This is a genomic window from Bacillus cereus group sp. RP32 (assembly GCF_040459735.1).
GTDB lineage: Bacteria > Bacillota > Bacilli > Bacillales > Bacillaceae_G > Bacillus_A > Bacillus_A wiedmannii.
This window is the reverse complement of sequence record NZ_JARVHO010000002.1, coordinates 117,122-131,217: the sequence shown is the minus strand read 5'-3', so window position 1 is coordinate 131,217 and position 14,096 is coordinate 117,122. Positions and strand designations below refer to the sequence as shown.

Here is a 14,096-nt window from a genome sequence, read left to right as displayed (position 1 = left end):
TATATAATCGATTACCTTAATAATTAAAAAATGGAATATAAATCAAGCATATTTATTCATAATTATTCAGCTTCTAGTATCCCAAAAATTAAAATGCTTAAAATGATTACAGTAAAAACAAGATATAAACAACTAACTGAATAACGATAAGCGGTATAAAACTGATAGGTTATTAGATAGATTTTCATACCAATCACCACATGCTCCCAAAATTCTTCAGCTACAATAGTATTGCTTTATTTAATACCTATTTTTAATTTAAAGGTTTCAATTTCATCGACTGCCTTGTTATATCCTCCAGCATTTTTTAAAGATTCTCCAATTCTATGGCTATTTTTTGTATAAATATCATTTGATAACACATGCATCGCTGTATTACGTAATATCTCCGGGGTAAGCAATTTAAGATTTAACTGGACTCCGGCTTCTAATTCTTCTATTCTTTGAGCAATTATAGGCTGATCTCCCATAACTGGAATAACTAGCATAGGAACACCAAAATATAAGCTTTCACTGGAACTATTCATTCCCCCATGTGTAATAAATAGATCAGTATGTTGTAGAATGTCTAATTGAGGAACGTAATTACATAGCTTAAAATTAGAAGGAATATTATTTAATTGGCTAATATCATTTTGCTTCCCTACAGCTAATATGACAGTAACCGAGCTATTTCGAAATGCTTCAAAACATGTGTGATAAAAATCGGGTTGCTGGTTAAATACTGTTCCCATAGAAATAAAAATCAGCTTGTTTCCCTTTTCCTGTTCTAAGGAAAAAGAATCTACATCTTTACGCTGTGCAATAGAGGGCCCAACAAATATATAAGAATCATCAAATTCTTCGACATTTGGTTGGTATAATTTTGATGTATATACAATTGTAATATCCCCTGGGCATGTCATCAAATTTTGTTTTTCATTAAGAGTAATTCCATAAATATCTTCCCATTTTTTAAAAATACGCATAACTTTCTGATATAAAGGAGATTTTTTATTCTCTTCTTCATGATCCTTCATAAGAGCAGATGCTATTTTTTTAGTAATGGAAAATGTTGTACATGAAGAAATTTTAGGTATTTGTAGTACTTCAGCTATAATCCATCCAACAGCGAAATTATTATCATATATAACATAATCGTATTCTTCTTTTTTTACTTCTTCTAAAATTATCCCTATTATTTTATCCATGGATTTCACCATGTGTAATAGTAGTTCTTGAGGATTTATTTGCCCATTCATTCTTTTTACCATGTCTATTTGTGATATGAAATTTTCATATGGTCGAAACAAAGCTCCTGTATTCTCTATTTTACTTCTATACTCTTCTACGCAATAATAAATAACTTCCTCGCCTCTTTTTATTAGTTCTTCAACAAGTGCAATTGTCGGATTAATATGTCCTTCTCCTGGAAAATTAAACATTAGAACTTTTGCCATATTATTGTTCCCCCCCCTAAAGTTTAAATAGCTATTTCATTATTACTAATATCAATCATGTACCGATATTTGAAGTAAAGATTTTCTCCTCTCATTTTAATAAAATCACGCGTGCTATTAAATGGAATAAACAATTAAGAAACAAAGTTGATATAAAAAATCACATAATTCCCTCTCTCTATTTATCTCATGTATAATAAAAAATAACTAAGAGTAGAAAGGGCTGAATTATGCGCAGATATCAATATTTTTAATCTACCCATCACCAATATAATGGAGGTAAAAGTATTGATTACAGAATTATACACACAAAGATTACGTTTAAGAAAAACAGAAGAATCCGATTCATTAAGTTTATTTAAAATATGGTCTGATCCAGATGTTACGAAATTCATGAATATTATTAATTTCACTACTGAAGATCAAGCAAAAGACATGATTAAATTTCTAAACGAGCTGGCTCAAAGCAATAAAGCGCTCCGATTTACTATTATCGAAGCAAAATCTAATCAAATCATTGGTTCATGTGGTTATAATTTCTTAGATTTTGAAAACTCTAAAACTGAGATTGGTTATGATATTTCAAAAGCATTTTGGGGCAAAGGATACGCACCTGAAGCAATCTCCGCTTTATTAGACTATGCATTTACTGATTTAAAGCTAAACCGCATTGAAGCAAAAGTTGAACCTGAAAATCTAAATTCCATAAGCGTGTTAAAAAAATTAAAATTTACATTAGAAGGAACGCTAAGAAAAAGTGAAAAATCAAATGGAAAATTCATCGATTTAAGTATCTATTCGAAATTAATAACTGATTGATTTTCGTCTCTCCCTCCTATACTTCATTGAAGTATAGGCTCTTTTTATTCCTTAATAAAATTCAAATTGTAAGTCAATAAAAAATTGATTTCGTTTCTAGTTACTAACCTACAACTCAAAACTGTTTAGGAAGATTCATCTGTAAAAAGTAAAACTAAGTTTACATCATTTTATAGTTTGCAAAACAAGTCGTTAAATATCCAAATAAAAACCCAATGATATCAGTGGATTTCATGAGTTTAACATTTTTGTATATTTTGTAAAAATTCATTTTTTAAACGAAATACCCCTCCACGATTTGTGAAGGGGTTCAGCATACATTGAAAGGGTACTTCTATTTTAATATATAAAAGAAAAAACTCGTATTGATAAAATTCACCTTTTTGATTTTGTAGCTTTTATTCCACTATAAAGAATCTTTTTTAAATTCAATTTATCCTCATAAATTGTTTACATAGAATTAACCAAATGTTTGTTTAAAAATTAAAGTTTAATTTATTTACACTCAAAAATTAATAATATTCTAGTTTCAAGTTGTTATATGATTTTTTAGAATAAAGAAAAACACATCCTATATAGAGTTTTTCCATTCATATTACAAAGAGAATTTGATTTAAAATCAAACCTTACTTAAAACTAAACACACAAAATATATACTACTGTCTATCGTTAGACAGTATCTTTGATAAACAATGATCTTTTCATGCAATATTGCATAAAAAAACACCTGTTACTCTTGCTATAATTTCAAGAGTAAAATGTTGCATCCAACATTTTATAATCTTCTATATTCATTAATATAGAAACCCTAATTAAAGGCGAAAAGGGAAGAATATTGGTGGTTCTTCCCTTTTTGCTTATTTTTTTAACAGTCTAATGTTTTATTCTATAGTTTAAACTATTTTTATTAATGAAACCTATTAAAATTCAAAGATACAAAACTTGAGTTTGCAAACTAGAGATAAATACTTCATTATTTTTTCTGCTATATTGAAAAGTTCCTACTCTAAATACAATAAGAAAAGCAAAAAGAACTTGTAGGAATCCTACAAGTTCTTTTTGCGGTTACAGCCAATAGACAGGACACATAAAATATCTGGTTATTCATATCGGGGAAACTATCTTATATATGGTTTGATTCCATTATACAGCAAATTGCAATTCTTTAAGATTTTATTTTTGAAAATTTTGTGAATTTAAGAAATGAGATGTTATAGCGAGCTATTAATCCCTAAAAACACCAATTATGCATTTTGTATACATTGTTTTGAATCAATATCTATACCATAATAAAGTATAAAAAATGTAAGTATAGATAAATAGAGAAGAATGTAGGGTCCGTACTGAAATATATATATATTTACATTTTCAATTAATATATATGTTAAAAATCTATACACGTTTATATACAATTATTAGTCGTTAGGATATCCCGTCTTCATCTTTTCTTTTTAGAGCATCTCAAATATAAACTAATATGTAATTTCTATATAATAAAGAAAAAGCACCTACTTTCATAGGTACTTTATTGTATTTGATTAATTGTGTATCTAGTGGTAATTTGGGCAGTACCCCCTATAGCAATGATGGATTCACCTGGTGCCACATGCGGATATTCCGGATAGGAAAATAAAGAATTAATGGCAAAAATAAAGACCCTTGCAGCATTCATCTGCAAGGGTCTTTATTAAAATCTACAATATCACGTCTAATCTTGTTTCAGTAGTTATTTCAGGGGGACAGCCACATCGCCATCAAGCTAAAATTTTATAGTACCCCCAGAACGAAATTTTGTGCTAACCTATAACATTTTTTCGTTTAGGGGTAATTCTAAATTCTTAAGTTGATGGGCATGTGGTGGGACCCCAAATACTAAACTAGCTCTAAAAGTACTCAATTACTATTCCATATGTTCCTTCGTGTTACAAATTATGTTTTTCTTTGTACGACTTTGCATACTGATCAGCTGCAATGATTGCATCGGCAACGTCTTCAGCTTTCACACTAAAGGCAGCATGAATGGTTTCTTCTTCAATCGTTGCAGCCTCTGCCACTTTCATAATATCTTCTCTAGAAGCCTCTTTTAATTTAATATCTTCAAGTGTAACAGGTAAGCCAAGACTGATGTAAAACTCTATATAACGTTCAATCTCTTCCAATGAATGTTTTTCTAAAGCTAATTGAACCAGTGTACCAAATGCTACTTTTTCTCCATGAGTCAAGTGATGTATTTCCCCTTCAAGCGCAGTAAAACCGTTATGAATAGCATGAGCTGCAGCTAAACCTCCACTTTCAAATCCCAAACCACTTAGAAGGGTATTGGCTTCAACAACGGCTTCCAATGCAGGAGTAACAATCTTTGCTTTAACAGACTCATAAGCTAGATGACCATACTTGAATAAAACTTCTTCACATTTTTCCGCAATCGCTTCGCCGGCTATCGTAGGAATTCCGCCTGCCATTGTTTTGCCTCCAAAAGCAATAACACTACGTGCTTCTATCCATGTGGCCATTGCATCAGCAATCCCCGATGCAAGAAAACGAGGTGGGGCTTCTGCGATAATTTTTGTATCAACCAAAACCAAGTCTGGATTTTTGTTGTAAAATCTATAATTCTCAAAGGCTCCTTTGTCGGAATAAACAACAGAAAGCCCGCTTGTCGGAGCATCTGTAGAAGCTGCCGTCGGAACGATGACAGTATAGCCGTTCACTTCATCTGACACCGCTTTTGCTGTATCAAGTGTTTTACCACCTCCGACTCCTATAACAATTGTTGCACCTGCGTTATTGGCAATCTCAGCAATTCTTTTAATTTCTTCTCTAGAGGCCTCTCCGTTAAAAATAATCTGTTCAGAGGAGATGTTATTTTTCTTTAATTCATTTACAACCTTGTGTCCTGCGATATCCCATACGACTTTGTCTGCAATAACGACAGCTTGTTCACCTATACCTTTCAGATGGTTACCAATTTTTTCGATTGCGTTTTTTCCTTGTACATACTTAGCTGGACTGATAAAGATTCTTTCCAAAATAATCATCCCTTCTTTGTTGTTTGAAATAGAATTTCTCTCTGTTGATAGAGAATAAATTTCTTTTCATATGATTTCTCATTCTTGCCGAAATAAAATATTTATTGTTGCCATTATCTTTAAACCGAGTTTATCCTATCACGGAGACCAATTTGCATTATTTATATTCTCCTCTTTTACCCAAACTAGCTGGTATGTATTCGGCTTGAAGAAGATCTTCTAAACACACCTTTGCAGCGAGCTATCAGGTGAATCACAAATTGAACTCAAGGTAACCTCGTATATAAATAAGCAACCATTCCTTGTAAAACAATAAGAAATATAACACAGCTTTTTATGGTTCAGCAAAAAATATGCATAAAAAACATAAATAACTATCGAAACATAATACATAAAAGGAGAATATAAAGTCGACAATTTCTAAATTTTAGGTTTGTGTAGTAGGGGTATCGCCAGCATTTCGCGTTATGTTGGTGGGACCCCATCGCTATCAAGCTAACAAAACAAAATACTCCCTAAAATGAAAAAATACGCTATTCTTTCTGTAGAATCATAGGAAAAGGATGGCGTTTTTGTATGGCTATTTCTGTATCTGATGAATTACAACTATTTGCTCAAGAAATTCAAAACTTCTTATCTCCAAATTTCTTACGAGATCTTGCTAGAGATGTTGGTTTTGTACAGCGAACAAGTAAGTATCAAGCACAAGATTTAGTAGCTTTATGCGTATGGGTAAGCCAAAGTGTAGCAAAAACTTCCTTAACCCAGTTATGTAGTTGTTTAGAAGCATCAACAGAAGTGCTCATAAGTCCTGAAGGACTAAATCAAAGATTTAACGCCGCAGCCGCGCAGTTTCTACAACAAGTATTAGCTAAACTTCTGAACCGAAAATTATCTTCATCTAGGTTGTTTTCTTCTCCCTATACTTCTATTTTTAAGAGTATTCGCATCTTAGATTCAACTGCATTTCAACTCCCTGATGTATTTTCATCGGTTTATCCAGGTGCAGGAGGATGCAGCCATACAGCTGGGATGAAAATTCAACTTGAGTATGATTTGTTAAGTGGGCAGTTCCTACATATTCATGCAGGTCCAGGTAAACAACATGATCGCACTTACGGCTCTCTGTGTGCCCCAACTGTGACAGCAAATGATGTATGTATCCGAGATTTAGGTTATTTTCATTTAAAAGACCTTCAACATATACAAGATAAAGAGGCCTACTATATCTCTCGTATCAAGTCGAATACACGTATTTATCAAAAAAATCCTAACCCTGATTATTTTCAAAACGGAAGAATTAAGAAAGGTACAGAGTATATACAGATAGATATGGAGACGTTAATGAGCTCCCTTTAACCAGGACAAACATGTGAAATAGCTGAAGCTGATGCTTATGTAGGAATGATTGATAAAGTGCCAGCTCGCGTAATTGTTCCCCGATTAACAAAACAACAGCAACAAAAACGATTACAAAATCAAGCTGTAAGAGAAAAAAAGAAAGGAATGAAGTATTCTCCTCGTAGTAAACAACTGAGTGGTATCAATGCATATATGACAAACACCCCTACAGATATTGTCCCGATGGGACAGATACATGACTGGTATTCTTTGCGTTGGCAAAACGAAATTTTATTTAAAACGTGGAAGTCATTCTTTCAAATCCATCATTGTAAAAAAATAAAACCAGAACGATTAGAGTGCCATTTATATGGTCAATTGATTGCCATTCTACTCTGTCCTTCTATCATATTTCAAATGCGCCAATTGCTCCTCATGAAGAAAAAACGAGAGGTTAGCGAGTATAAAGCCCTATATATGATTAAAGACTATCTTTCTCTTCTGTTTCGAGCCATACAAAAAGACACCCAAGAATTATCAAAGATTCTTCTTCGTCTGTTTAACCTCCTACAGCGCAACGGACGAAAATCTCACCGATACGAGAAAAAAACAGTCTTTGATATATTAGGTGTCGTTTACAATTGTACCAAGTCTCACAATCAAGCAGCTTAATCAAAAAATGAAATCCATTAGGGTTTATTTGATATGCAGAAATTTCAATGATTCATACTGATTTTTTAGAAAAAGAAAAAAAGTTCTTTTGAAACTAACCTTTCCCAACCTTAGCTTGATAGTGATGGGGTATTACCACATCACTATCAAGCTAAGAATATTCACTATCATAAAAGGTAAAAAACGTTACTCTTTCTAAACAAGCTAAATTATTAGAAAGGATAACGCTTTTTGTACTTTGGACTCTTAAGTTGTTGGTTGCATGATTTTAGAGAATGCATACCTTTATAAACACCAATTTACTTTCCATATTTCAAATAAACATTCTTTCAATTAAAGGGCGCTATTATTGAACAACATAAGTAAAAAAATGCAGTAATTTGATATATTCAGTGATACGTAAATTTTTAAATAATGAATTCAAATTCACTGTAGCTTCCGATTGCTAAATTATATTTTATAGCCGGTGATCTTTTTGGAAATTCAGGTGAAAATGATCAGCATCATTATATACACCAAATTCATAACCGTTTTCTTTATAAAACTTTATAATTTCTGGAAGAACTGCTAATGTTTGAGGTTTTTCATGCATTAAAACTACTTCAACATCCTCTTTTGTAGATTTTTTTACATTTTCTATAATCTCATTTGGATTATTTTTTAATTTCCAATCATAAGAGTCAATTGTCCAATCCCATACTTTTATTCCAGCTTCTACAATTTGATTACGAACTTCTTCGCTCTTTAGCCCTGGTGCTGATCCATATGGTGGACGTACTAACTTAGGATTTGTACCTGTAATATCTTGGATAAGGGATAATGTTTTTTTCATTTCTGGAACAAATTGTCCATCTTTGTATAACTTATCACTATTATGCGTCATACTATGTGCACCGATATAATGTCCTTCTTTTACCGCTCGCTTTACATTTTCCTGATAACTTGCATTTTGTAAATTACTTCCCTGCATGAAAAATGTTGCTTTTACATCGTTTTCTTTTAATACATCTAAAAATTTTTCAGTTAGAGTACTAGGACCATCATCAAATGTTAAATAAACAACTTTTCCTATAGGTTTTCCATCTGCTCTTTTTTCTTTTTGCGGTTTTGTAGTTTCTCCCTCTTTTGATTGCTGCATTACACTCTGGTTGTTCTGTCCCTCGTGAGCCGTTCCTTTTGCGGGAGCAGAACTAAACTTTCCTGTTATAAAAAACATAAGAAAAGTAGTTGTTAATAGTATTATTATTGTTAGGAACACTCCTCGTATTCCTCTTTTTTTATTATCGTTTTCCGACATCGTTTTCTATCCCCTCTCTATTAAAGCAGATTTAAACTGCTAGATTTAATATTATTGGCCCGCTCTGTACAAAAATAGATTACTAAAAAGAAATAAAGATAAAATGCAGATTATGTCGAAATGAGTTAAAGAATATCGAAACTTAACATAAAATCGTATACAGAATTATCGCTTTATTAAAAAACCAATTCATTCGATACTTGGATTAAAATCCTCAAGGACTGCCAAACGAGTTACTGTAGCAATAGAGGCTATGCAAATAATCAAAAAGAAATAGATTCTTCCAAGAGAGAAATATTTCCAAAATCAAAAAATCCATTCATAAATTGATTAGATTTGCTTCATAAGCTAGCAGATTCAAGAAAATTAATACGCTATGTTTCTATTAAATATTTTTTTTGCATCAGAGTCGTTAAAATAAAATAAAAAAAACAAAACAGCATCTCTCCATCAAAATAGAGGGTGCTGTTTTGTTGTAAAACCACATTTAATTGTGAAAAGGATTCATCGTGATAATTCTAATTAGGGGTATTATCTATTTAACAATCAAAAAACAATTTTATTTATTTTTTAATTTCAAAAGTCCATTCCAATTAATCTCAATATTATTGGAGGCGGATATAATTTGTCTCTATATTTTTGCCTTAGCTGGTTGAACGCCGCTGAAAAAGCGATCAAAGTGTCGCATCATTACTTCGAGCGGACCAGCAGGAAGTTTTAAAATTAACCCTCCAATTATCAGTGTTGCAATTGCGACAAGTACATCCCCGAACGGAAATTCCAAACTATACTGCTGTATCCCCATCAGTTGGAGCCCCCACAATACGATAAACTGAGCCGCATACATTGTTAATGCTACACGTCCGACCTTTTCAAAAGGCATCAATACGATGGAAAACTTCTTCGGTACAAGACATACAAGGCCCAGCATAAGAAATGCGGCCCCAAGCCCCGTCAGTGTTTGAAATGTTGATGCACTGTGTGCGTTTGTCCAAAGAAGAGTATGCCACATTGGTGGTTGAGCATTAGATGGCCAAATTAAATTTGGATTCGGCTGGGTACTAACGGAACCTTGAACGCTTATGAGCCAGCCCTCAAAGGATCGACTGAGATCAGGAAGGACAAAAACAGCCAACAGCTTACAAATGATAAGTATAATCACTCCACTGCACAAGAGTAGAAATGCAGGGCGCTGCTTTGTTAGGTCAATACGCCCGATGACCATGCCTGCAACGAAGGCGGGAGCGAGTGCTATCCCAGACATAGGGCCACCTCCTATATCTTTAAGGAGATAGGAGTGCGACAGAAGGCTGTCTCCCAAAATCATCAGTGGTGGACTTACAATAATCAAAAAAATTGCTGTTATAATGAGTACACGTGTTGAACGATGAACCAGAACAAGCGCCAATACGAACAGTGCCGCATAGGCAGGTAAGATTACACCAGTCTTAGTGTTCAGCATAATAAGAAGATACCCGATTATGTCGATGAACACCGCGCGGGCGAGCATTCTAGATCGGAATGCAGTGTTCCCCAGCCCCTTTTCTCTCATGCGTCTAGCCATGATGGAGTAAGAGATCCCTCCACAAAGTATAAATAACAATGTTGTGTTACCAGATACGATTGAAGCATTCATTTCATTCAAGGCAAAGTGCTGTATAAACATTCCTATTACAGCTAAACCACGAACTGCATCAAGCGCTACGAGACGCCCTGTCCCCCGAGAATTCCCCGGTTCTTGTTTAGGGCCTTTCTCAAAGTCTATACTTCTAATTTCAGCGTTTGCTTCTGATTCAGATTCTCTGACCAACTCGTCCAAAAATCTAGTCCTTCTTTTTTTATTACCATCTTCCGACATCGTTTTCTATCCCTTCTCTATTATTTATATGTAAAAAACAGGGTTTAATTGCTAGATTCGATATTATTAATCCCGCTCTGTACAAAAAAATAGATTACTAGAAAGAAATAAAGATAAAATGCAGATTAGGTCGAAACGAGTTAAAGAATATAAAAATATAACATAAAATTGTATACAGGATCTAGTAACTATTAAGATTACAAATTCTATTCATTATCTCTTTTCATCTTAATCCTTAATATACACATATAAAGGAGATTCCCCTTGTTAATAAATAAAAATTTCATTTTATCTTTATCTTATCTTTACCTCTCTATGCTAGTCTGTTCACTTAAAAGAAATAATCCTAATATTTAAAGGGAACAGAGGAGTAATATATGAAGAGTAAAAAAAGGGTTATATTTTTCTTTGGTAGTATTGTTGTTCTCATAACACTAATCGAATTACTATATGGTTATCTAATAAGCAATACTAATAAGAAACAGAGCTACGCTATAGAAGAACATTTATTACAATTTAAACCAATCATTGAAAGGGAGTTAGAAAAATATAATTTAAGTGACAAAACAACAATCTTATTGGGAATCATGTATCAAGAAAGTAGAGGTGAAGGTACAGATCCTATGCAGTCCTCTGAATCACTTGAGTTAAAGCGAAATGAAATTCAGGATGTTAACTTAAGCATCGAGCAAGGTGTAAAACACTTCGTGCAAATGTATCAATATGGAATAAAGAAAGATGTTGGAATGGAAACTATCATACAAAGCTATAATATGGGCCCAAAATATATTGATTTTATTGCAAGTCAACAAACTAAAAAACATTCAGAAAAGTCAGCTAAAGAGTTTTCTAAAATGAAAGTCGATCAAAATCCAGATCTGTATACTTGTGGTGATAATAAAAAGAATTTTAGATATCCATATTGTTATGGAGATTTTACGTACGCAACAAAAGTAAAAGTAAAAACAAAGCTTATGGAAGACTTTTTACAAAAAAAGAGCTAGCATATGATAATGATTCACAATAAATCTATTCAAACAAAAAAGTGAGTAGAAACATTCTTTCTACTCGCTTTTTTTGTTTAAATTTAAATAGAAGAAGAATAATACGCCATCTTCTGTATTACATACACCATATTCTACACCATGTAGTTCAAAAATATTTTTAGATATAGCAAGTCCTAAACCGGTTCCTCCTTTTGAACGTTGGCGGGCAGCATCTGCACGATAAAATCGATCCCATACCTTTTCTAATTGTTCCCTTGGAATATGAGCACCTTTGTTTTCTACACATACCTTTACACGATGATTTTCTTGTATTGTAGAAATCACAATTTTTTCTTTTTCTGGTGTATAACGAATGGCATTTGTAATAAAGTTCGTAAGCACCTGTTCAATTCGATGTCGATTAGCAACGACCTCAATGTTAGAAAGACATTGATGAACTTGTAATTCCTTTTTTTTTATTTCTAAAGATAACTGCTTACAAATCTGTTCAATTAATTGATCAATAAAGAAAATATCCATATCCATCTTATATGTTCCAGATTCAAATTTTGCCAAATGAAGCATATCAACAATCAATACATCCATCTTATCTACTTCTTTTGCCATTGCGTCAAAATAATAATCTTTTTTATGGTTCGCTACACCATCTTTTAAAATCGAAATACAGCTTTTCATAATACTCAAAGGTGTTTTTAACTCATGGGATACACCTGCAATAAATTCCTTTCTTGTATTCTCCAATTGTTTTTCTTTCTCTATGTCTTTTTGCAATTGATTAATATGCAAATGTAATGTATTCGAAAGTGTATTAATATTTTTAGATAAATCACCAATCTCATCTTTTGATGTAATTGGAATTTTTTCCGAAAATTCCAAGTTCGCAATCCTTTTTGTTACATTGTTTATTTGTAATAAAGGTTTTGCAATTTGTTTGGAATAATAAAAAGAAGCTAGAAAAGTAAGAAGTAATACAAATGCAAAAATGTATACATAATAATCTTCTACCATTTGTACAGCCTCATCAACTGGTTGTAGGGATGCCATTAAGAAAATATATGTTGTTGCTCCATCTTTTTCTTTTAGCGGTGATATTAATACTTTATATTTTATGTCATTTTTCTTATAATCAAGAATTTGGAAAGAACCATGATGATTTTTACGTTCATCGAATAATAAATTCATTTGAAATTCTCTTATATTTTTCATAAATAATTCATTTGTATAAATTGTAGTTGCTTTCTCATTTCTATCAGGTATTTTAATTTTAGTAATTTCCCCATTAAAGAAGACTGTAGGAGCATGATTTTTATTAATCTCATTAGGTTCTTTGCTTGGGAACATTGATGATTTCTTTTTCACCTGTTCCTCATTTAATCTTACTTTTTCTTCTGAAAGAATTTCATCTACTTTTATTGATATTTGCTTATTTTGCCAAAGCAATCCACTTTTCTCTCTTCCCAACTCATAAGGAACTACATTAGAATTTTTATTTATTCCATAACCATATATTCTTGCTCCTACTGGTAATTTTTCGCTTGAAATATCTTCTAAACTTATTAGATTGTATAAAGGGATTGTGAGCACCTTATTATCTAAATCTTTCTCATCAGAATTATCCACTTTCACTTCTACATAAAAATCATTTTTATATTTTAAATTGGCATTACTATCTAATATTGTAATTAATGCATTATTTTCTTGATAAAATTCTTGTTCTAGCTTTTGAATAACTTGTACATTACCTTCACTATTCAAGTATTTTTTTTCGAAAGATTTCATACTTGTTTTCATATCATTTATTTTTCTATTCGCATAATACTGTTTAAAGAATATTGTTTGTCCAATAAAGATGGTTGCTAAAATCAACATGCATAAAGCTGTTGTTAATACAAATAATTTTAAAACAATTCCTTTTTTCATATGTCTCCCTCAAATTTATAGCCAGCTCTTACCACTGTTACAATATGATTTGCCTTTTCCCCCAATTTATGGCGTAAATTTCGAATATGACTATTTATGGTGCGATCATCCCCAGCAAATTCATAACCCCATATTTTAGTAATCAGTTGTTCTCTCGTAATAACTATCCCCTGATTTTGCATTAAATATGTTAATATTTCAAACTCCGTGTGTGTCAAACTTATAGCTTCCTTATCTAAGATTACGGTACGTGAAGGAAAATGTATATAGATACCATTACTCATTAATGTATCTTCATTAGGTTTACTAACGACTGAAGAATATCGACTTTCAATTAATCGCTTTGCCCTTGCTAATAAAATTGGTGGACTGTATGGCTTTGTAACATAATCATCCGCTCCTAGTTCAAATCCAAGTAATGTATCATCTTCATCCACACGAGCTGTAAGCATAATAATTGGTATATTAGATGTCTTACGAATCCGTCGACAAACTGACCAACCATCTAATTCTGGCAACATAATATCTAGAATAATTAAATGCACCTCATGTTCTTCAAATATAGATAATGCTTCTTTTCCATCATTTGCCTCTAGCACCTCATATCCATCATTTAGTAAATAATCTTTCACAATTTCACGTAAAATATCTTCATCTTCCACAATTAAAATTTTTCTTTGCATGTTTTATCTCCCTCATGATTAGTTAATCTTT

At 32.2% G+C, this 14,096-nt stretch carries 8 protein-coding genes and 1 pseudogene; 3 read left to right on the top strand and 6 right to left on the bottom strand.

From position 1 onward, the window contains the following. Positions 1–236: 236 nt before the first annotated feature. Positions 237–1,439, bottom strand: a complete 1,203-nt coding sequence (locus QCI46_RS28075) for a macrolide family glycosyltransferase (RefSeq protein ID WP_353841997.1) — start codon at positions 1,437–1,439, stop codon at positions 237–239. Positions 1,440–1,727: 288 nt separating this feature from the next. Here QCI46_RS28075 and QCI46_RS28070 point away from each other — a divergent pair, with 288 nt between their 5' ends. Next, positions 1,728–2,258 (top strand): GNAT family N-acetyltransferase, encoded by a 531-nt coding sequence (locus QCI46_RS28070; protein ID WP_353841996.1) that lies wholly within the window; start codon positions 1,728–1,730, stop codon positions 2,256–2,258. A gap of 1,922 nt (positions 2,259–4,180) precedes the next feature. Here QCI46_RS28070 and QCI46_RS28065 read toward each other — a convergent pair. Beyond that, positions 4,181–5,317 carry a glycerol dehydrogenase gene (locus QCI46_RS28065; protein WP_075313742.1) on the bottom strand — a complete coding sequence of 379 codons (1,137 nt, stop codon included), beginning with the start codon at positions 5,315–5,317 and terminating at the stop codon, positions 4,181–4,183. A gap of 546 nt (positions 5,318–5,863) precedes the next feature. On the opposite strand from QCI46_RS28065, the pseudogene QCI46_RS28060 reads away from it, so the two are divergent. Beyond that, positions 5,864–7,300, top strand: a pseudogene (locus QCI46_RS28060) (IS4 family transposase). Between the two features lie 457 nt (positions 7,301–7,757). Here the strand turns inward: QCI46_RS28060 and QCI46_RS28055 are convergent. Beyond that, positions 7,758–8,516 (bottom strand): polysaccharide deacetylase family protein, encoded by a 759-nt coding sequence (locus QCI46_RS28055; protein ID WP_483299037.1) that lies wholly within the window; start codon positions 8,514–8,516, stop codon positions 7,758–7,760. Between the two features lie 712 nt (positions 8,517–9,228). Next, positions 9,229–10,455, bottom strand: coding sequence for a DUF418 domain-containing protein (locus QCI46_RS28050; RefSeq protein WP_353841994.1), 1,227 nt, complete (start codon positions 10,453–10,455; stop codon positions 9,229–9,231). Positions 10,456–10,832: 377 nt separating this feature from the next. Between QCI46_RS28050 and QCI46_RS28045 the strand changes: the two genes are divergently transcribed. Continuing rightward, entirely contained in the window at positions 10,833–11,459 is a 627-nt protein-coding gene (locus QCI46_RS28045) for a lysozyme family protein (RefSeq protein WP_353841993.1), read from the top strand. Between the two features lie 60 nt (positions 11,460–11,519). Here QCI46_RS28045 and QCI46_RS28040 read toward each other — a convergent pair whose 3' ends face one another. Next, entirely contained in the window at positions 11,520–13,382 is a 1,863-nt protein-coding gene (locus tag QCI46_RS28040) for a sensor histidine kinase (protein WP_353841992.1), read from the bottom strand. After that, positions 13,379–14,065 (bottom strand): response regulator transcription factor, encoded by a 687-nt coding sequence (locus QCI46_RS28035; RefSeq protein WP_353841991.1) that lies wholly within the window; start codon positions 14,063–14,065, stop codon positions 13,379–13,381. The genes QCI46_RS28040 and QCI46_RS28035 overlap by 4 nt, the downstream gene beginning before the upstream one ends. Positions 14,066–14,096: the final 31 nt, after the last annotated feature.

What these genes read in the sequence shown, in the direction of transcription:
- QCI46_RS28075 (WP_353841997.1), bottom strand. Translation starts at nt 1,439, where the DNA reads ATGGCAAAAGTTCTAATGTTTAATTTTCCAGGAGAAGGACATATTAAT.
- QCI46_RS28055 (WP_483299037.1), bottom strand. Translation starts at nt 8,516, where the DNA reads ATGTTTTTTATAACAGGAAAGTTTAGTTCTGCTCCCGCAAAAGGAACG.
- QCI46_RS28050 (WP_353841994.1), bottom strand. Translation starts at nt 10,455, where the DNA reads ATGTCGGAAGATGGTAATAAAAAAAGAAGGACTAGATTTTTGGACGAG.
- QCI46_RS28045 (WP_353841993.1), top strand. Translation starts at nt 10,833, where the DNA reads ATGAAGAGTAAAAAAAGGGTTATATTTTTCTTTGGTAGTATTGTTGTT.
- QCI46_RS28040 (WP_353841992.1), bottom strand. Translation starts at nt 13,382, where the DNA reads ATGAAAAAAGGAATTGTTTTAAAATTATTTGTATTAACAACAGCTTTA.
- QCI46_RS28035 (WP_353841991.1), bottom strand. Translation starts at nt 14,065, where the DNA reads ATGCAAAGAAAAATTTTAATTGTGGAAGATGAAGATATTTTACGTGAA.